Annotated in this window: 8 protein-coding genes; 4 read left to right on the forward strand and 4 right to left on the reverse strand. The window is 76.5% G+C overall.

Annotation, left to right across the window (positions count from 1 at the left end):
- Positions 1–79 precede the first annotated feature (79 nt).
- The 3 genes from gntD to NPS70_RS24945 all read right to left on the reverse strand — a co-directional run bounded on the left by gntD (position 80) and on the right by NPS70_RS24945 (position 11,269).
- Complete coding sequence (gene gntD, locus NPS70_RS24935; RefSeq protein ID WP_256526651.1) at positions 80–1,159, reverse strand: guanitoxin biosynthesis L-enduracididine beta-hydroxylase GntD; 1,080 nt, start codon at positions 1,157–1,159, stop codon at positions 80–82.
- A 256-nt stretch (positions 1,160–1,415) separates the two neighbouring features.
- Positions 1,416–7,937 (reverse strand): non-ribosomal peptide synthetase, encoded by a 6,522-nt coding sequence (locus NPS70_RS24940; RefSeq protein ID WP_256526652.1) that lies wholly within the window; start codon positions 7,935–7,937, stop codon positions 1,416–1,418.
- On the reverse strand, positions 7,934–11,269 hold the full coding sequence (locus NPS70_RS24945) for an amino acid adenylation domain-containing protein (RefSeq protein WP_256526653.1): 3,336 nt from the start codon (positions 11,267–11,269) through the stop codon (positions 7,934–7,936). The genes NPS70_RS24940 and NPS70_RS24945 overlap by 4 nt, the downstream gene beginning before the upstream one ends.
- Positions 11,270–11,529: 260 nt before the next feature.
- On the opposite strand from NPS70_RS24945, the gene NPS70_RS24950 reads away from it, so the two are divergent.
- Positions 11,530–13,164 (forward strand): AMP-binding protein, encoded by a 1,635-nt coding sequence (locus NPS70_RS24950; protein WP_256526654.1) that lies wholly within the window; start codon positions 11,530–11,532, stop codon positions 13,162–13,164.
- A gap of 242 nt (positions 13,165–13,406) precedes the next feature.
- Here NPS70_RS24950 and NPS70_RS24955 read toward each other — a convergent pair whose 3' ends face one another.
- The gene (locus NPS70_RS24955) at positions 13,407–14,426 is read right to left on the reverse strand and encodes a ferritin-like domain-containing protein (protein WP_256526655.1); all 1,020 of its coding nucleotides are present in this window, start codon (positions 14,424–14,426) and stop codon (positions 13,407–13,409) included.
- Between the two features lie 232 nt (positions 14,427–14,658).
- Here NPS70_RS24955 and NPS70_RS24960 point away from each other — a divergent pair, with 232 nt between their 5' ends.
- From NPS70_RS24960 to NPS70_RS24970, 3 genes are all read left to right on the forward strand, one after another.
- On the forward strand, positions 14,659–15,447 hold the full coding sequence (locus NPS70_RS24960) for a thioesterase II family protein (RefSeq protein WP_256526656.1): 789 nt from the start codon (positions 14,659–14,661) through the stop codon (positions 15,445–15,447).
- Between the two features lie 120 nt (positions 15,448–15,567).
- Positions 15,568–16,533 (forward strand): TauD/TfdA family dioxygenase, encoded by a 966-nt coding sequence (locus NPS70_RS24965; protein ID WP_256526657.1) that lies wholly within the window; start codon positions 15,568–15,570, stop codon positions 16,531–16,533.
- Between the two features lie 235 nt (positions 16,534–16,768).
- The coding region (locus NPS70_RS24970) for an amino acid adenylation domain-containing protein (protein ID WP_256526658.1) at positions 16,769–19,925 on the forward strand (3,157 nt) is incomplete at its 3' end.

Below are 19,925 nucleotides of genomic sequence, written 5' to 3' on the forward strand. Positions count from 1 at the left end.
CTTTCTGGGAGTGCCGCGGGGAGGCGGACCCGCCGTGAGCGGTCCGCGGGACAGTGCGGTGCGGCCCGGGCCGCACCGGTCAGACGACGACCCGCTGGTGCCCGAGCGCGTAACCGGTCTGGTCGCGGCGCAGGTTGCGGCTGACGGTGAGCTTCTTCAGCCAGCGGTCGCCGCCGTCGTAGCGGGGGACGAACGGCCTCCGGCCGTGGACGGCACGGTAGTTGTCCACGACGAGCAGCGAGCCGGGGCCCACCGCGACGTCCCGCTGCACCCGGTGCAGCTCCGCCATCAGGCGGTCGAGTGCCGCCTCGGCCCCGGTGTCGCCGGGGCGTACGTCCATGAAGGGGCGGTCGATGCGCAGATAGGGGTTGAACCGGTCGCCGAACAGCACCGCCGTCGGCACCGGCCGCTCTGCCATCTCGCGCAGCCGCGCGAGCGCCGGGTGCCCGGGGTCCGACTCCTCGAGCTGCCGGATGTGCTCGGTGTCGGGGCGGATGTGGAACCTGGCCTCCGCGAGGACCGAGCGGTCCTCCTCGCTCAGCCGCACCTCGCCGACCGAGGCCACGATGGTGGGCACCAGGTCGGGGTTGCGCAGCCCGAGCAGCAGCAGGTAGTCGCAGCGGTTCGGGTGGAAGCCGTCCTCGGTGTGGAACTCCAGCAGGCTGGTGCTGCCGTACCCGCTCTGCCGCTCCTCGTCGCCGCGGACGGGCAGGATGTTCTGGATGATCCGTCCCTCCTGGAGCGTCGCCCAGCCGAACGGGTCGCCCAGAACCATCCCGCACAGCGCCAGCCACAGCTCCTGCTCCCGGGCGGTCCCCCCGCGGATCGCCTCGCTCCAGTGCCCGGGGGTGGGCCCGAGGAGGGCGTCGTCCACGGGGAAGCCGTGCACCAGGGCCGCGGCGCTGCCCTCGGTGCGCCGGAAGGACAGCAGGAACGCGCGCAGCCCGGCGGGCAGCAGCTCCTCGGGTGAGTGGTCCAGGTCGTAGAACTCGGCCCGGTCCGGCCGCACCCGGGTGTCCGCGAGCGCGGCGGCCGCCTGCCGGAGTGCGCGCACCTCGCCGCCGCCGAGGCGGTACTCGGCGAGTGCCGGGCCGCCCGGGGCCCCGGAGGCGGTCGCGGCCGGGCGGGCCGCGCGGGAAGCAGGAGCAGTGCTCGTCATGTCGGTGGTCCTCACCAGGTCGTGACCGCTCGGGTCGTCGGGCGTTCGGTCCTGTGCGGTCCGCGCAGCGGGTGCCGGGCCGCGTGTCGGTACCCCCTGGACCGGCCGAGCAGGGTCCCGGCCTTCCTGGTCCAGGGGCGGTGCGGTGGTGCGGGTCCCGCACCAGCGTGCGGGCGTGCGTGCGGGGTGTTCTGTTCTCGGGGGAGCGGTGGTGCGGGCGGGCCGGAGCGGCGCCCGGCCCGCCCGCCGGGGCGGCTCAGCCCCCGTCGCGCCAGTCGGCGGCGAACGCGTCCAGCTCGTCCGCGCCCAGCTCGATCAGGGGCTCCTCCGCCGCGTCCCCGTCCGGATCCGCCCCCGGGTCCGGGGTCCTCTCCCGCACGGCGACCGCGAGTGCGGCCACCGTCTTGTGGGCGAACACGTCGCGCGGGGCAAGGTCCAGCCCCTCGGCCTGGGCCAGCGTCACCAGCTTGATGGAACTGATCGAGTCGCCGCCGAGGTCGAAGAAGCTGTCCTCCGCCCCGACCGCGTCCAGCTCCAGGGCCTTCGCGAACAGCGCGCACAGCTGCTCCTCGCGCGCGGTCCGCGGCGCCCGCCCGCCCTTCGGGCCGGCGAAGTCGGGTGCGGGCAGCGCGGCCCGGTCCAGCTTGCCGCTCGGAGTGGCCGGCAGGCGCTCCAGCACCACGACGGCCGCCGGGACCATGTGCTCGGGCAGCGCCGCGGCCGCCCGGGCGCGCAGCGCCCCCGGCTCCGGCAGGGCGCCCGGCCGCGGGGCCGCGTACGCCACGAGCTGCCGCAGCCCCGGCCGGTCCTCGCGCACCACGACGACCGCCTGCGCCACCGACGGGTCCTGGGCCAGCACCGCCTCCACCTCGCCCGGCTCGATGCGGAAACCGCGCACCTTGACCTGGTCGTCGGCCCGGCCCAGGTATTCGAGGGCCCCGTCCCCGCCACGGCGGGCGAGGTCGCCGGTGCGGTACATGCGCGACCCGGGCGGGCCGAAGGGGTCGGCCGTGAACCGCTGCGCCGTCAGTCCCGGCCGCCGCAGGTAGCCGCGAGCCGGACCCGCGCCCGCCAGGTACAGCTCCCCCGGTGCGCCGGGCGGCACGGGGCGCAGCGCCCCGTCCAGCAGGTACACGCGGGCCCCGGTGACGGGCGTGCCCAGCGGCGGACGGCACCTGCCCTCCAGCGGCGCGCTCATGGTCGCCATGACGGTCGCCTCGGTCGGGCCGTAGGCGTTGACCATCCGGCGTCCGGCGGACCAGCGCTCCACCAGGTCCGGCGGGCACGCCTCGGCGCCGACGACGAGCGTCACCCCCTCGGGAAGGCCCCCCTCCGGCACGACGGCCAGTGAGGAGGGCGGAAGCAGCAGCAGCGTCACCCCCAGGCGCTCCACCGCGGCCGCCAGCGCGGGCCCCGGCAGCAGCTCCTCCGCGGGCGCGGTCACCGCGGTCGCCCCGGTCAGCAGCGCGGTCGTCCACTCCCACACGGAGGCGTCGAAGCTCGGGGAGGCGAACAGCAGCACCCGCTCCTCCTCGCGCAGCGCCAGCCCCGCGCGCTGCTGGTCGACCATCGCCCCGATGCCCGCGTGCGGCACGGCGACCCCCTTGGGCAGCCCGGTGGAACCCGAGGTGTAGATCAGATAGGCGGGATGCAGGGGGTGCAGGGGCGCGGTGCGTTCGGCGTCCGTCAGCGGCTCCGCGGACCGCCCGGCGCCCAGGGGGCCGTGCTCGCCGAGGAGTTCGGCCGGATCGCCGTCGAGCGGCAGCACCGGTGCGGCACCCGCCCCCGCGGGCAGCGCGGGCGCCCCGCCGCCGGTGACCACGAGGGCCGGCGCCGCGTCGCCGAGGACGTACCGCAGCCGCTCCTCGGGGTAGGCGGTGTCCAGCGGCAGGTAGGCGGCACCCGCCTTCAGCACCGCGAGCACGGCCGCCAGGAAGGCCGCGGACTTCGGCAGCGCGACCGCCACCACGTCCTCCGGCCCCACGCCGCGCTCGACCAGCACCCGGGCCAGCCGGTTCGCGAGGGCGTCCAGCTCCGCGTAGGTCAGCCTCCGGCCGTCGTCGTCCACCGCTACGGCCCCGGGCCGGGCCCGGACCTGCTCCTCGAACAGCTCCGGGACGGTCGCCGGGGCGCGTCCCGGCGCGGGCCCGGCCGCCGCGGCCGCGAGCGCCTCGCGCTCGGGGCCCGTGAGCAGACCGATCCGCCCGAGCGGTGTCTCCGGGTCGGCCAGGAACCCCTCCAGCACCCGGCGCACCCGGGTGAGCAGGGCGGCGCACTCCCCGGCCGTGAACAGGTCCGAGCGGTAGCTCAGTTCCAGCCCCAGCCGCTCTCCCGGCGACACCACCAGGCTGAGCGGGTAGTGCGAGGCGCCCGGTACCGGCTCGTCGTCGACGGAGATCCGCAGACCGGGGACGAGCTCCTGGATCGCGGCGCCGTCCAGCGGGGTGTTCTCGAAGCCGACGACGGTGTCGAAGAGCTCGCCCGCCCCGGCCAGCCGCTGGACCTCGGTCAGCCCCAGGTACTGGTACGGCAGCAGCTCCGCCTGCTGCGCCTGCAGGTCCGCCAGCACCCGGCCCAGCGGCCGGGCGGCGTCCAGCCGCACCCGCACCGCCACGGTGTTCATCAGCAGACCGACGATCTCCCCGGCACCCGGCAGCTCCGCCGGGCGGGCCGCGGTCGTCGCTCCGAACACCACGTCGTCCCGGCCCAGCAGCAGCCCCAGGGACACCGCCCAGGCGCCCTGCACCAGCGTGTTGAGGGTCAGCCCCGCCGCCCGGGCCGCGGCCGACAGCCGTGCGGTGTCCTCGGCCTCCAGATGCGCGGTCACCAGGTGCGGCACGGTCGCCGCGGCCGCCTCGGCCTCCGGCGCGACCAGCGTCGGCTCCTCGAAGCCCGCGAGCGCCCGGCGCCAGGCGTCGGCGGCCCGCTCCCCGTCCTGGGCGCCCAGCCAGCGCAGGAAGTCCCCGAACTGGGCCGCGGCCGGGGCACCCGGCGCCCCGCCCCGCGCGTACAGGGCGAACACGTCCCGGAAGAACAGCGGCAGCGACCAGCCGTCCAGCAGTCCGTGGTGGTGCGAGACGACCAGCAGGTGGTCGTCCTCGCCGAGCCGCACCAGCGTGGCCCGCAGCAGCGGCGGGTGCGCCAGGTCGAAGCGGCGGTGCCGCTCCTCGTCCAGGAGCTCCGCGAGGCGCTCCCGGCGCTCCCGCTCGCCCGTACCGGACAGGTCCACCTCCCGCCAGGGCACCCGGACGTCCTCGTGGACCGCCTGGACCAGGCGCCCCGAGCCCAGCAGCGTGAAGGAGACCCGCAGCGCGTCGTGGCGGGCCACGGCCCCGTCGAGGGCGGCCCGCAGCACGGCGGGGGACAGCGCGCCCTGCAGGCGCAGCGGTGCCTGGGCCGTGTACACGTCCACCCCGTCCGCGGCCAGCAGCGCGTGGAAGTGCATGCCCTGCTGGAGCGGGGTCAGCGGCAGCACCTCGGAGACGCCCCGCCCCCGTGCGTCCAGCTCGGCGGCCTCCTCCTCGCCGAGGACCAGCAGCGGGCCCCTCTCCTCGGGTGCGACGTCCGCACCGTCCGGCTCCCGGGGGACGTCCCCGGCGGCCCGGGCCAGCCGTGCGACGGTCCGGTGGACGAAGACGTCCTTCGCGGACACCGCCAGCCCCGCCCGATGGGCCCGTGCCGCCAGCTGCATCGCCGTGATCGAATCGCCGCCGAGGTCGAAGAAGCTGTCGTCGACGCCGATCCCGGACTGTCCGAGCACCTCGGCGAACACCTCGTGCAGCGCCCGCTCGCGGTCCGTGCCGGGCGCGCGGTGCACGCCCCCCGCGCGGAAGGAGGGCTCGGGCAGCGCCCGCCGGTCCACCTTGCCGTTGGGCGTGAGCGCGAAGGAGTCCACCGCGACCACCAGCGCCGGGACCATGTACGAGGGCAGCCGCCCCGCGACCGCCTCGCGCAGCGCGGCCGCGTCCACCCGGGCCCCGGCCGCGGGCCTGACGTAGCCCACCAGCCGGCGCACACCCGAGGGGTCCTCCGCCACGGCGGCGACCGCCTGGCCCACCGAGGCGTCCGCGGCCAGGACCGCCTCCACCTCGCCGAGTTCGATGCGGTGGCCGCGGATCTTCACCTGGAAGTCGGAGCGGCCGCAGTACTCCACCGCCCCGTCCGCGCGCCGCCGCCCGAGATCGCCGGTGCGGTACATCCGGGACCCCGGCGGGCCGAAGGGGTCGGCCGCGAAGCGCTCCGCGGTCAGGCCCGGCCGCCCCAGGTAGCCGCGGGCCACGCCCTCGCCCGCGATGTACAGCTCGCCGACCGACCCTTCGGGAACGGGGCGCAGGAACCCGTCGAGGAGGTACACGCGCGTGTTGTCGGCCGGAGAGCCGATCGCGGGCCGGTCCAGGGCCCCGCCGTGCCACAGCATCGCGTCCACCGTGCACTCGGCCGGGCCGTAGAGGTTGTAGACCGACAGGCCCTCGGCGGCGCCGAGTTCGGCCCACAGGTCCCCGCCCACCTCCTCGCCGCCGAGGGCCAGCACCCGCACGCGGTGCCGGTCGTGCGCCGCCTCGAACATGCCCGCCGCCAGCATCTGGCGCGCCACCGACGGGGTGGTGTCCAGCACGTCGACCGACTCCCGCGCCGCCTGGGCGACCAGCGCCACGGCGTCCCGGCGCACGGTGTCGTCCACCATGAACAGCTCGTGCCCGGCCACCATCCACAGCAGCTGGCTCCAGGAGGCGTCGAAGCCCAGGGAGTTGGTGAGCGCCGCCCGCAGCGTCCGGCCCCCGGCACGGGCCTGCTCGGGCTCGAAGAGGTTCACCCGGTGGCTGTGGAACATGTTCACCAGGTTCCGGTGCTCCACGGCGACCCCCTTGGGGCGCCCGGTCGAGCCGGAGGTGTAGATCACGTAGGCGAGGTGGGCGGGCCGCAGGGGGGCGGTGCGGTCCGCGTCGCCCAGGTCCGCCTCCGGCGCCTTCGCCGAGGTCCGCGCCTGCTCCGCACGCGGTTCCGCCGCGTCGAGGAGCAGCACCTTCGCGCCGTCCGGCAGCGAGGCGGCGGTGTCCCCGGCGGCGAGTACCACCGCCGGGCGTGCCTCGTCGAGGACCGCCGCGATCCGCTCCGCGGGGTGGCCGGTGTCCACCGGCAGGTACGCGGCGCCGGACTTCAGCACGGCCAGCACCGCCACCACGGCCTCCACCGTGCGCGGCAGCGCCACGCCCACCGTCCCGCCCGGCCCGGCGCCCTCGGCGACCAGCCGGCGCGCCAGCCGGTTGGCGCGGGCGTTCAGCTCGGCGAAGGTCAGGTGCCCGCTGCCGTCGGAGACGGCGCGCGCCCCGGGGGCCCTCCGCACCTGCTCCTCGAACACCTCGGGCAGGGTGCGCGGGTCGACCGGGGCGGTCCGGCCGGAGGCGGCGCGCAGGAACTCCGCCCGCTCCCGCCGGCTCGGCAGCGGCAGCCGCCCGGCCGGGACCTCCGGGTCGGCGGCGATGTCCCCCAGCACCCGGCACAGCAGCTCCAGCACCCGGCGCGCCGCGTCGGCGGGGACGGCGTCCTCCCGGTGGTTGAGCTCGAAGCGCAGCTCCCGGCCGGGGTGCACCGCCAGGCTCAGCGGGTAGTGGGTGCCCTCGAACGCCTCGTCCACGGCGTCGCGCAGGATGCCGACGGCCAGGCCCGGGATTTGCGCGCCGCGCACCGCATGGTCGACGGGGACGTTCTCGAAGGCCACCGTGGTGTCGAACAGCTCGGTGGCGCCGACCGCGCGGTGGATGTCCGCCAGGCCCAGGTAGTCGTGGCGGGTCAGGGCGCTCTGCTCGCGCTGGATCCGTTCCAGCAGGGCGGCCACCGGCTCGGCGGGGTCGAGGGCGACCCGGGCCGGCACGGTGTTCATCATCAGGCCCACCATGCGCTCGCTGCCCGGCAGTTCGGGCGGACGGCCGGCGACGGTGTTGCCGTAGACGACGTCCTCGCGGCCCGTCAGCACACCCAGCACCAGCGCCCAGGCGCCCTGCACCACGGTGTTCAGGGTCAGTTCGCGGGCCCGGGCCACGGCGGTCAGCCGCTCGGTCTGCTGCGCGGTCAGCTCGCCGACGACCCGCTGCTGGCCCCGGTCCGAGCCGCCGGTGCCGGTGCCGCCGGCCACCAGGGTGGGACCCTCGACCCCGGCGAGCGCGGCCTGCCAGGCGCGCTCCGCCTCCCCGCGGTCCCGGTCGGCGAGCCAGGCCAGGTAGTCCTGGAAGGACGCGGGCGGCTCCAGGCCGTCGGCGGAGCCGCCGTCCCGGTAGATGCGGAACAGGTCCGCCAGCACCAGCGGCAGCGACCAGCCGTCCAGCAGGATGTGGTGGTTGGTGAGCACCAGCACGTGGCGCTCGGCCTCCAGCCGCACCAGCAGGAACCGCAGCAGCGGCGGCTTCGCCATGTCGAAGCGCCGCGACCGGTCCTCCGCCAGCAGCCGGGCGAGCCGCAGCCGCCGCTCCTGCGCGCCGAAGCCGGAGAGGTCGGCCTCGTCCCAGGCGGGTTCCACGGAGCGGGCCACGGCCTGCACCGCCTCGCCGTTGCGGCGCCGCAGGAAGCCCGCCCGCAGGCTGACGTGGCGTGCGGGCAGGGCCGTGCAGGCGCGGCGCAGCAGGTCGGTGTCGAGCGCGCCGGTCAGCTCCAGCGGAGTCTGCACGGTGTAGAAGTCCACCTGCTCGGCGTCGACATCTCCCTCGTCGAAGAGGGCGTGGAAGAGGATGCCCTGCTGCAGGGGCGAGAGCGGCAGAACCGCTTCCAGGGATGTCTGTCTCACGGTGTTGTCCCCCACTGGGCTTCGAGCTCGTCGAGTTCGTCGGCGTCGAGCCGCACCAGGTCCTCGGCGCGGCGGGTGCCCGGCTCCGGCGGGGCGGCGGCGTCCGCCGCCGCCTCCGCCAGCCGTGCGATGGTCTTGTGGACGAAGACGTCCTGCGCGGTGACGGCCAGTCCGGCCCGGTGGGCGCCGGCCGCCAGCTGCATGGCGGTCACGGAGTCGCCGCCGAGGTCGAAGAAGCTGTCGTCGACGCCGATCCGGGCCTGCCCGAGCACCTCGGCGAACACCCCGTGCAGGGCCCGCTCGCGGTCCGTGCCGGGGGCCCGGTAGTCGGCGGCCGCCTCGAAGGCGGGCGCGGGCAGCGCACCGCGGTCCACCTTGCCCGCGGGGGTGCGCGGGAAGGAGGGGAGCACGACGACGGCCGCGGGCACCATGGAGGCGGGCAGCCGCTCCGCGAGGTACGCGCGCAGCCGCGCGCCGTCCGGGCCCGGTCCGCTACCGCCGCCGTCCCGCCCGCCGCCGTCCGCGCCGGGCCCGGGGCCCTCGGGGCCGCCCGCCGGCGTCTCCGGCGGGGCCAGCGCGTAGGCCACCAGGTGGCGCAGCCCGGGCCGGTCCTCGCGCACCAGGGCGGCCGCGGCCGCGACGCCCGGCGCGGCGGCCAGCACGGCCTCGACCTCCCCGAGCTCGATGCGGTGCCCGTGCAGCTTCACCTGCCCGTCGGCCCGCCCGAGGTAGGTCAGCCCTCCGTCCGCGGAGCGGCGGGCGAGGTCGCCCGTCCGGTACATCCGCGTGCCCGGGGCCCCGAACGGGTCGGCCACGAAGCGCTCCGCCGTGGTGCCGGGCCGCCCCAGATAGCCCCGGGCGAGCCCGTCGCCGCTCAGGTACACCTCCCCGGCCGCCCCCGGCGGGACCGGGCGCAGGGCCGTGTCCAGCAGCAGCACCCGGCAGCCGGGCACCGGACTGCCCATCGGGGGCACGGTCCGCCCGTGCAGGCGGCCCGTCTGCGTGGCGATCACCGTCGCCTCGGTGGGCCCGTAGGCGTTCACCATGTGCCGCCCCGGCGACCAGCGGGCCACCAGCTCCGCGGCGCACGCCTCGGCGCCCACCACCAGCGAGACGCCCTCGGGCAGCCCCCCGGCCGGCACCGCCGCCAGCGCCGAGGGCGCCAGCAGCAGGCAGTCGACGCCGAGTTCGGCGACCAGCTCGGCCAGCGGCGGCCCCGGCGTGAGCCGCTCCGCGGGGGCGACCACGGCCGCAGCCCCGGTCAGCAGCGCGGTGGCCAGCTCCCACACGGAGGCGTCGAAGGAGGGCGAGGCGAACTGGAGCACCCGCGAGGGCGGGGCCGGGCGCAGCCGGTCCCGCTGCGCCGCCACCAGGCCGGCCAGGCCCGTGTGGGTGACGACGACGCCCTTCGGGCGGCCGGTCGACCCCGAGGTGTAGATCACGTACGCCGGGTGCCCCGGCCGCAGCGGGACCGGCCGCTCCCCGTCCGCGGGGCCGGTCCCGGACAGGTCGCCGGGGAGCGGCTCCTGCTCCCCGTCCGGGGCGCCCTCCTCGGCCTCCGCGTACACCCGCGGCACCCGCGGAGCCAGGTCCGGGTCGTCGGCCGCCCGGGTGGTCAGCATCAGCAGCGGGGCGGTGTCGTCGAGCATGGCGGTGATCCGGGCCCTCGGGTAGGCCAGGTCCACCGGCAGGTACGCCGCGCCCGCCTTCATGACCGCCACCACCGCCGTCAGGTACGCCGCCCCCCGCGGCAGCGCGACGGCCACCAGGCGCTCCGGGCCCGCGCCGCGGGCCAGCAGCACCCGGGCGAGACGGTCGGCGCGGGTGTTCAGCTCGGCGTAGCTGAGCACCCCCCGGGGGGACACCACCGCGGGTGCCGAGGGCGTGCGCCGCACCTGGGCCTCGAACAGCGCGGGGAAGGTCCGGGGAGCGGGTGCCGGTGCGCCGGCGCCCGCCGCCCGGAGGGCCTCGGAGCGCTCCTGCTCCGAGGCGACCTCCGTCCGTCCGATCGGCTCGTCGCCGGGCGCCGCCAGGAAGCGGCCCAGGAACTCCGTGAAACGCAGCCGGTGGGCCAGCAGCTCCTCCGCGGTGTACCGCTGCGGGTTGGCCTCGAACTCGACCCGCGCGCCGCGGCCGTCCGGGCCGGGGTGGCAGGTGATGTTGAGATCGGTCACCGGACCGCCCGACAGCACGTGGAGCACGGCGTCCCGGCCGGTGAAGGCCGTCTCCGAACCCGCGGGCATGATGTTCACGAGCACCCCGAACATCTGCTCGTCGGTGCCCAGCAGCCGCTGGTCCCGGCGCAGTTCGTCGTACGGGTAGCGCTGGTGCACCAGCAGCTCGCCCAGCGCCCGGGCCGCCTGCCGGACCAGCTCCGTGCGGCCGGTGGCGGGGGCGAGGGACAGCCGCAGCGGCAGCGTGTTGGAGAGCATCCCGGGGACGGTGCGCGACCGGGTGCCCACCCGCGCCGTGACGGGCACCCCGAGCGTCAGGTCCCCGGCGCCCGTCATCCCGTGCAGGTACGCCGCGACCGCCGCGTACAGCACCACCGTCCACGGCGCCCGCGCCTGGCGGCCCGCGGCGTGCAGCGCCCGCAGCTGCCCGGCGGACAGCTCCCCCGACGAGGACAGGGCCCGCCCGGCCGGCCGGGTCGGCACCCCGGGGGCCGGGCTTGCCGCCCCGGGCCGGTCGGCGAAGACGCCCGCCCAGTACTCCCGGTCCGCCGCGTACGCCTCCGAAGCCCGGTACTCCGCCTCCTCGGCGAGCAGTTCCCGCAGCGTGCCGAGCGGTTCGCCCGACGGCTCCCGGCCCGCGGCCAGCGCCTCGTAGCAGGCGGCGATCCTCCGGGAGTGGAGCACCGAGCCGAAGCCGTCGGACAGGACGTGGTGGCTGCGCTGGTACCAGAACCAGTGCTCCTCGCCGACCCGCATCAGCCAGTGCCCGGAGAGCTCGTCCGCCAGCAGGTCCAGCGGGGTGGTCCGGTCGCCCTCCACGACCTGCCAGGCGGCGGCCACCGGATCGGGCGCGCCGCGCAGGTCCGTCTCCCGCCAGGTCGAGCAGCCGGGGGCCACCGGCCGCTGGTACAGCCCGTCGGCCCGCTCGACCAGCGCGACGTCGAAGCTGCCGCTCTCGCCCTCGGCCACCCTGATGGCCCGCCGCAGCAGCTCCCCGTCCACGGCCCCGCGGATCTCCATCACCGCCACCGTGTTGTACGCCGGGTCGTCCGGGGAGCGGCGCTGGGCGTGGAAGACACCGCGCTGCGCGGCCGTCAGCGGAAGCAGTTCGTCCTCGGCATGGCGTGGTGGCATCAACTCGTAACCGCTCTCGTGCACGACGACGGATCGGGAGGGTGGAGCCCGCTCGGGGCGCGACCTCGGACCCCGTCCGATGCTGCAACGGCGCACCGGTGGCCGCCAGGCAACCGACCGGCAATCGGGGGTGCGGCCGAAGTGCCGCCCGGACCCGGCGAGTTACCGGCCGCCTGCCTGGCGCGCGCCCTCCGCCCGCCGGAAGCTGGCACCGAGCCGGGTACGCCGAAACCGCCGGTGTGCGCACCGGCCTCCGCCGTGACAACCCGGAGAGGACGAGGACGTTGGCAATCCCGGACCGGGGCCTGCTCGACTGGCTGGACGATGCGTCCGCCGAGCGGGGCCTCTCCTACGCGAACCGCGACGACGACTGGGACTTCGTCTCCTACCGCGACCTGGCCTCCCTGGTGCTGCGCACCGCGGCGGCGCTGCGGGCCCGCGGCGTCGGCGACGGCGACACCGTCGCCCTCGTGCAGCGCTCCAGCCCGGGCTTCGCCGCCGGGTTCTTCGGCGCGCTCGCCGCGGGGGCCACCCCCTGCTCCCTCGCCCCGCCCTTCGCCTACCAGCGTGCCGACGACTACGCCCGGCACGCCGGGCACCTGCTGGCCGCGGTCCGCCCGCGGGCCGTCGTCTGCGACGACGAGTCGTTGGAGCGCATCGCCAAGCTGTCCGCGGACGCGGGGCTCGACGCGCCCGTCACCTTCGGTGCCCTGGTCGAGGGGGTCGAGCCCCTGCCGCGCCCCCTGCCGCTGCCCGCCACCGCGCTGGTGCAGTTCACCTCCGGATCCAGCGGCCACTCCCGCGGGGTGCGGATCTCCGAGGAGGCGCTGCGCACCAACCTCACCGGGATGCGTCGCTGGCTGGGCTGCCGCCCGGAGCTGCCCGCGGCCAGCTGGCTGCCCGTCCACCACGACATGGGGCTCGTCGGCTTCCTGCTGAACGTCGTGGTCACCGGCTTCGACGGCTGGATGATGCAGCCGGACGACTTCGTCCGCTCCCCGCTGCGCTTCCTGCGCTGCCTCAGCGAGCGCCGGATCGCCATGACCGCGATGCCCAACTTCGGGCTCTCGTACATCCTGCGCCGGGTGCGCCCCGCCGACCTGGAGGGGCTGAGCTTCGACGCGCTGCGCTGCGTGATCATCGGCGCGGAGCGGGTCGACCCCCGGGTGCTGGAGGACTTCCACGCCCTCCTCGGCCCGCACGGTCTGGACCGCGGTGCGCTGCTCCCCGCCTACGGCAGCGCCGAGGCCACCCTCGCGGTGACCGGCCTGCTGCCCGGCGAGGGCTGGTCCGCCCGGGAACCCGACGACAGCGACGCCGCCGCCCTCGCCGGGACGTCCGTCGTCGGCTGCGGCCGCCCCCTCGAAGGGCGCACGGTCTCCATCCGGTCCGAGGACGGGGCCGAGCTCCCCGAGGGCCAGGTCGGCGAGATCGTCGTCGAGGGGGTCTCGATCGCCGACGGGTACGTCGGGGACGCCGGCTCCGCCTCGGGCACCAGCCTCGGCGAGGGCGGGCTGCGGACCGGTGACGCCGGGTTCCGGCGCGAGGGCCAGCTGTTCGTCATCGGGCGCCTCGGCGACGGCTTGAAGGTCAACGGCAAGATGGTCTTCGCCGAGAGCCTGGAGACGCTGCTGCACCAGCGCGGCCTCCCCGAGCGCCGGGTCGCCGTGCTGCTCGGCGTGCGCGACGGCGTGCCCACCGGTGTGGCCGTCTTCGCGGGGGTGCAGGACGGCTGGCGGGAGACCGCCCACGAGGTACTGGCCGAGTGGCTCCCGGGCGCCGAACTGCTCTCGGTGGAGGTGCCCCGGGGCGGCATCGCGGTCACCTCCAGCGGCAAGCCGCGGCGCCGGGTGATCTGGAAGGCGGTCTGCGCCGGCTGGTTCTCCGAGTCGACCCGGGCCCTGGCCCCGGAGGGCTGACCGGGCACCGCCCTCCGCGGCCCCGCCCCGCACCCGGTCCGCCGGGGAGCGGGGCGGGGCCCGCCGCCGTCCGGCCGGGAAGGGCCCTTCCCGGGCCCGTCGCGCTCCCGTACGCGGTCGGTCCTGCCCGGATCGGCCAGGTGCTACGGGACGGGGTCCACCGTGCTCCCGCACGCAGATACCGGCCGCCCGCGCATCGGGGGGTGCGCGGACGGCCGGGGCCGGGGGAGGGCGGTGAGGGGTCAGCGGGTGACGGCCATGATCTCCGGGCGCACCAGGTTCTCGTCCAGCAGCAGCTGCTTGACCTTGTCCGACAGCATCCCCAGCTGCCGCAGCACGTGGATCACCTGCTGGAACAGCATCTGCCGGTAGGTCGCCATCATCGGGTTGGTCCGTGCGAAGCGCAGGCCCGCCTCCACGTCCAGCTCCATCCGCTCCCACACCTCGCGGAGCATGAACCGCCGCGACATCAGCCGGATCGACTCCAGCAGGAAGTCCTCCCGGTCCTTCAGCTCCGCTGCGGTCACCTCGTTGTACATGCCGGTCAGAGCGGTGACGCCGAAGGCGATGTGGCGGGCCTCGTCACTCGCGACCATCCGCGTGATCTGCCGGATCACCGGATCGCCGAACCCGCTGCTGGCCAGGCGCAGTCCGGTGATCGCCAGCCCCTCCACGACCACCTGCATCCCCAGGTAGACGATGTCCCAGCGGGACTCCGACAGCAGGTCGTGCAGCAGCCTCTGCAACCCCGGGTTGATCGGGTACACGGTCCCGAGCTTCTCGTCCACGTAGCGGGCGAACGCCTCCACGTGCCGGGCCTCGTCGGCGACCTGGGAGGCCGCGTAGGTCTTGGCCTCCATGTCCGGCACCGTCTCCACGAGCCGGGCCGTGGTCACCAGCGCGCCCTGCTCGCCGTGGAGGAACTGGCTGCACATCCACGCCTGGTACTCCCAGCGGAAGGCGGTCAGCAGCTCCCGCGGCACCGGGCTGCCCTCCCCGACGACGAAGGAGGCCAGCCGTGCGCCGTTCTCCTCCGACAGCTCTGCCCCGAAGTCGACCTCGTGGTCCCAGTCGATGTCGGTGGTGGCGTTCCACTGGTTGAGCTTGTTCTTCTCGTACAGGTTCCAGACCCGGCCGTCGCGCTTGCCGTAGTCCCAGTTCAGGCAGGCCCGGAAGCGCGCGTCGACCTCCATCAGATCCGCCGTGACGGCGTCAAGGGTGAAGAACGTCGCGTCGGCTGTCTCTTCGGGAACAGCGGTCATCGGTGGCGATCCCCTCGGGCACGGGAAGAGAAGGGCAGTCAGGACTCAGGACTGTCGCCAGCGATCCTCGGACGCGGGCGGGCGCGGAAGCCAGGCAGGCCCCGGGCAACTGGGCGGCAGCCCGGTTGCCGGTCCCCGTGCCTGGTCCCGCAGGCCCCGTGCTCCCACCATGTCCCCCGGAGCGCCGCGGGGCCACCGCCCCGACCACGCGCCGGACGACGAAAGGACCGGGATGCGAACCCCTGCCGCAGCACGACCCTCCGACTCCGGGCGCACCCCCGCGCGGGACGCGGACAGTCCGTGGATCGTGGGACGGGTCACCGCACCGGCCGCCCGCCTCAGACTGTTCTGCCTGCCCCAGGCGGGAGGCAGCGCCGCCTCGTTCGCCCCCTGGCGGCTCACCCCGCCCGCCCGCATCGAGCTCGCCACCGTCGAGCTGCCCGGGCGCGGGGTCCGCGGGGCCGAGCCCCTGCCCCCGACCGTCGAGGAGCTGGCCGATGCCGTACTCGACGGCATCGCCCCCGAACTGGACATGCCCTACGCCGTGTTCGGCCACAGCTTCGGCGCGCTCCTCGGCTACGAGCTCACCCGCCGCATCGCCGCCCGGGGGCTCACCCCGCCGCTCGCCCTGTTCGCCTCCTCCTCCCGCGCCCCGCACGTCCCCGTGGCCAAGCGGATCACCGGCCGCGACGACGAGGGCCTGCTCCGGTGGCTGGAGGGGTTCGGGGGCTTCCCTTCCGAGCTGCGCTCCTACCCCGCCTACCTGCGCTACGCCGTGCGGACCGTGCGCCAGGACCTGGCGCTCACCGAGGCGTACCTGGCCCCCGGCCCCGAGCCGGTCGCCTGCCCGCTCCACGTCCTCGGCGGAAGCGGGGACCCGCTGGTCGGTGCCGAGCAGCTGGAGCGCTGGCGGGACGTGGCGGGCGGCCCCTTCAGCCGGACCCTCCACCCCGGCGGGCACGACCACCCCTTCACCGGCGCGCCCGGAGTCCTCGCCCGTATCGGCGCGGTACTGGCCTGACCCGGTCGGGACCGGCGGCCGCCCCGGGCCCGGTCCCTTCGCCGCCCGGCCCGCCCGCGCGCCCCGCCGCCCGCTCCGCCCACCTCCGAACGCCCGACCGCTGCCAGGGAGTTGCCCACCGTGAACGTTCTCAACGGAATCCCGCTCGTCGAGGCGGACGGCGCCGAGCTGGGGGACTTCCTCCGCACCCGCGCCCCGTCCGTGGAGGCGGCCCTCGCCGAGACCGGCGCCGTGCTCGTCCGGGGCGCGTCCGGCGACGGCGTCGGCGGCTTCCAGCGCGCGCTGGAAGCCCTCGGCTTCGCCCCCCTGGAGTACACCGAGCGCTCCACCCCGCGCAGCGAGGTGGGCGACGGGGTCTTCACCTCCACCGAGTACCCCTCCCGCGAGGTGATCCCCCAGCACTGCGAGTCCTCCTACGCGGGCGCCTGGCCGGGGCGGCTGGCCTTCCACTGCGCCGTCCCGGCGGAGAGCGGCGGCGCCACGCCGATCACCGACGTCGCCCGGGTGCTGGAGGACATCCCGCCGGAGATCGTCGAGGCCGTCGACCGGCGCGGACTGCGCTACGTCCGCAACTACGGCAGCGGCATCGGGCTGGACTGGCGCGAGGCGTTCCAGGCCGGCAGCCGCGAGGAGGTCGACCGCTTCTGCCGGCTGGCCGGGCTGGAGCACAACTGGCTGGACGACGACTGCCTGCGCACCACCCGCCGGGCCCCCGGGCTGGCCGTGCACCCCCGCACCGGCCGCCGCGTCTGGTTCAACCACCTGCTGCTCTTCCACCAGTCCTCGCTGCCCGGCACGCTGCGCACCGACCTGGTCGGCCTGTTCGGCGAGGACGGGCTGCCCAACGACGTCCTCTTCGGCGACGGGGAGCCCGTCCCGGACGACATGGTCGCCGCCGTCCGGGACGCGTTCGACCGCCGTGTCCAGCGCTTCGACTGGCGCCGCCACGACCTCATGGTGATCGACAACATGCGCTGGTCCCACGGCCGGGAGGCGTTCACCGGCGACCGCAGGGTGCTGGTCTCCATGTCGGACCTGGTCACCCGGGCCGACCTGACCCAGCGGGACCGCCCGGCGCCCCGCTGAGCACCGCCCGCCCCACCGGCAGCCCCGCCCCGCCCACCGCCCGGCGCGGGCAGGGAAGCTGCCGGTCGGCTGCCTGGTACGCCGCTCGGCACCCGCGCCATCATCACCGACGTGGCCCGAAGCGGCCGAGGCGGCCGGAGCAGCCCACGCGGCCGGTCGCCGGCCGCCCGCCTTCCGATGTCCGACGGCCCGCTCCCGCAGCGCGCACGCCGACCGTCCCGGGGAAGACAGACCTGTGAACGAAGAGCCCCAGTCGCCCATCGAGTCCGCGCTGCCCCTCACCCCGCTCCAGGAGGGCATGCTCTTCCACGCCCTGTACGACACCGAGGCGGTGGACGTCTACACCGTCCAGGCCCCCTTCGAGCTGCGCGGTCCGGTCTCGGCGGGGGCGCTGCGCGCGGCCTGCGGTGCACTGCTCGCCCGGTACGGGGTCCTGCGGGCCGGGTTCCGCCAGCGTGCGGGCGGGCAGCCGGTACAGCTGATCCGCCGCACCGTCGACACCCCCTGGACCGAGCTCGACCTCTCGGCGCAGCCGGCGCCCGACCGACGCAAGGGACTCCTCGCCTTCCTGGAGGAGGAGCGGCTGCGCCGCTTCGACATGGCGGCTCCCCCGCTGATGCGCTTCGCCCTGGTGCGCCTCGGCGCGGACCACCACGTCTTCGTCCTGACGTACCACCACATCCTGCTGGACGGCTGGTCGGTGCCGCTGGTGCTGCGCGACCTGTTCGCCCTGTACGGGCGCGAGGCCGGACTCCCGGCCCCCGAACCGGCCGTCCCGCCCGCCGACTTCACCGACTTCCTGCGCTGGCGGGCCCGCCGGCGCACCGGCGAGGCCGAGGACGCCTGGCGCCAGGCGCTCGCGGGGCTGGCCGGACCGACGCTCGTCGCCCCCGGTCTGCCGCACGGCGGCTCCGGCGGGATGCCCGGCCTCACCCGCCTCACCCTCTCCGAGGACACCACCCGGCGGCTCACCGAGGCGGCCCGGCGCCACGGACTGACCCTGAACACGGTCGTCCAGGGGGCCTGGTCCCTCCTGCTCTCGCTGCTCACCGGCCGCGAGGACGTGCTCTTCGGACAGACCGTGCACGGCCGGCCGCCCGGACTGCCGGGCGCCGAGGCGATCGTGGGACTGCTGATGAACGCCGTCGCCGTCCGGGTGCGCATCGACCCCGCGGAGTCCCTGGCCGCCTTCCTCGGCCGCATCCAGGACGAGCAGCTGGCCCTCGCCCCGCACCAGCACCTGGGGCTGACCGAGGTCCGCCGGCTCACCGGTCTCGACACGCTCTTCGACACCTCCATCGGCTTCGGGGACACCCGGTTCGACCGCGAGCCGCTGCCCGAGTGGGTCCCCGGCCTGCGCATCGCCCCGCTCACCGAGGAGGCCGCCGACCGCCCGGCCGGCACCGACGGGGACGGCGACGGGCCGGGCGAGATCAGCGGGGCCACCCACCACCCGCTGAGCGTCTTCGCCGTGCCCGGCCGCCGGTTCCGCCTGGACCTCAGCTACGACAAGGAGGCGTACGGCCCCGCCGAACTGCGGCAGATCCGCGACCGGCTGCGGCTGCTGCTGGACGCCTTCGCCGCCGACCCCGAGACCCTCGTCGGACGGGTCCCGCTGCTCACCGGCGCCGAGCGGCGGCAGGTGCTGGAGCGGTGGAGCCGCCACCCGGGCACCGGACCCGCCGCGGCAGCCTCCGGTGACGCCCCCGCCCACCCCGCCACCGTGCTCGCGCGCTTCGAGGCGCAGGTGGCCGCCACGCCCGCCGCGCCCGCCGTCGCGGACGGCCGGGACCGCCTCGACTACCGCTCCCTCGACGCCGCGGCCGACCGCCTCGCCCGCCTCCTGCTGCGGCGCGGTGTGCGGCGCGGCGACCTCGTCGCCGTGGCCCTCCCCCGGGGGACGGAGCTGATCGCCGCACTGCTCGGCATCTGGCGGGCGGGCGCCGGGTACCTGCCCCTCGACCTCGGCCACCCGGACGAGCGCATCGCCTTCATGCTCGCGGACGCCGCGCCGTCGGCGGTCCTGTGCGAACGGGCCGCCCACCCCGCCCTGGCGGGCCACCGGGCCGCCGTCGTCCCGCTCGGCGACCCGGCGACCCGCGCGGAGCTCGCCGCGCTGCCCGCCGGCCCGCCCGGGGACGCCGAGCGCGGCGGCCCGCTCCACCCCGCGGACCTCGCCTACGTCATCTACACCTCCGGGTCCACCGGGCGCCCCAAGGGGGTCGCCGTCGAGCACCGCACCGTGGACCGCTACCTGTCCTTCGCCCGCGCCGCCTACCCGGGACTCGCCGGGCAGGCCCTCGTGCACTCGCCGCTCTCCTTCGACCTCACCGTCACCGGGATCCTCGGCCCGCTCACCGCGGGCGGCCTGGTGCGCCTGGTCGACCTCGACGACTTCGACGCCCCGGCGGGCGCCGGGGACCGGGCGGTCTCCTTCGCGAAGGCCACGCCCAGCCACCTCCCGGTCCTGGAGGCCGCCGACCCCTGGTACTCGCCCACCGGCGAGCTGGTCCTCGGCGGGGAGCAGTTGACCGGCGAGGCGCTCGCCGCCTGGCGGGACCGCCACCCGGGAACGGTGGTCGTCAACGAGTACGGCCCCACCGAGGCGACCGTCGGCTGCATGGAGCACCGGATCGAGCCCGGCGACCCGCTCCCGCAGGGCCCGGTGCCGATCGGCCGCCCGGCACCCGATGCACGCCTCTACGTCCTGGACGCCTGCCTGCGCCCGGTGCCCCCGGGAGTCCCGGGCGAGATCTACATCGGCGGCGGGATCCTGGCCCGCGGCTACGTCGGCCGTCCCGGGACCACCGCCGAACGCTTCGTCGCCGACCCCTTCGCCGGCCCCGGGGCGCGGATGTACCGGACCGGCGACCTCGCCTGGTGGCGGCCCGACGGGACCATGGTCTACGGCGGCCGCACCGACGACCAGGTCAAGCTCAGGGGCCACCGCATCGAGCTCGGCGAGGTCGAGGCCGCGGTGGGCGCCGTCCCCGGTGTCGCCCGCGCCGCGGCGGCGGTCCGCCCCGACCGGCGGGGGACGCCGCGGCTGGTCGCCTACGTGGTGCCCGAGCCCGGTGCCGCGCCCGACCCCCGTGCCCTCGCCGACCGGGTCGCCCGGCTGCTCCCCGGCTACATGGCGCCCTCGGCGTACGTCCCGCTGCCCGGCCTCCCCCTGACCCCCAACGGCAAGGTCGACCGGGCCGCCCTGCCCGACCCCGGCCCCGGGACCTGGACGGCGCCGGAGGCGGACGCTCCGGCGACCGGGGCCCCGGACGCGGCCGCCCCCGCTCCTCCTGCCCCGTCCGGGCCCCCGTCCACCCCGGGTTTCGCCTCCGGTTCCGCCTCCGTTCCGCTCCCGTCCGCCCCGTCGGCCGACGCTGGAGCCGGTTCCG

Source organism: Streptomyces sp. C10-9-1 (assembly GCF_024497955.1).
Taxonomy (GTDB): domain Bacteria; phylum Actinomycetota; class Actinomycetes; order Streptomycetales; family Streptomycetaceae; genus Streptomyces; species Streptomyces sanyensis.

Bases quoted from the DNA above. Each gene is read 5' to 3' on its own strand.
- gntD (WP_256526651.1), bottom strand. From the start codon at position 1,159: ATGACGAGCACTGCTCCTGCTTCCCGCGCGGCCCGCCCGGCCGCGACC.
- NPS70_RS24955 (WP_256526655.1), bottom strand. From the start codon at position 14,426: ATGACCGCTGTTCCCGAAGAGACAGCCGACGCGACGTTCTTCACCCTT.
- NPS70_RS24960 (WP_256526656.1), top strand. From the start codon at position 14,659: ATGCGAACCCCTGCCGCAGCACGACCCTCCGACTCCGGGCGCACCCCC.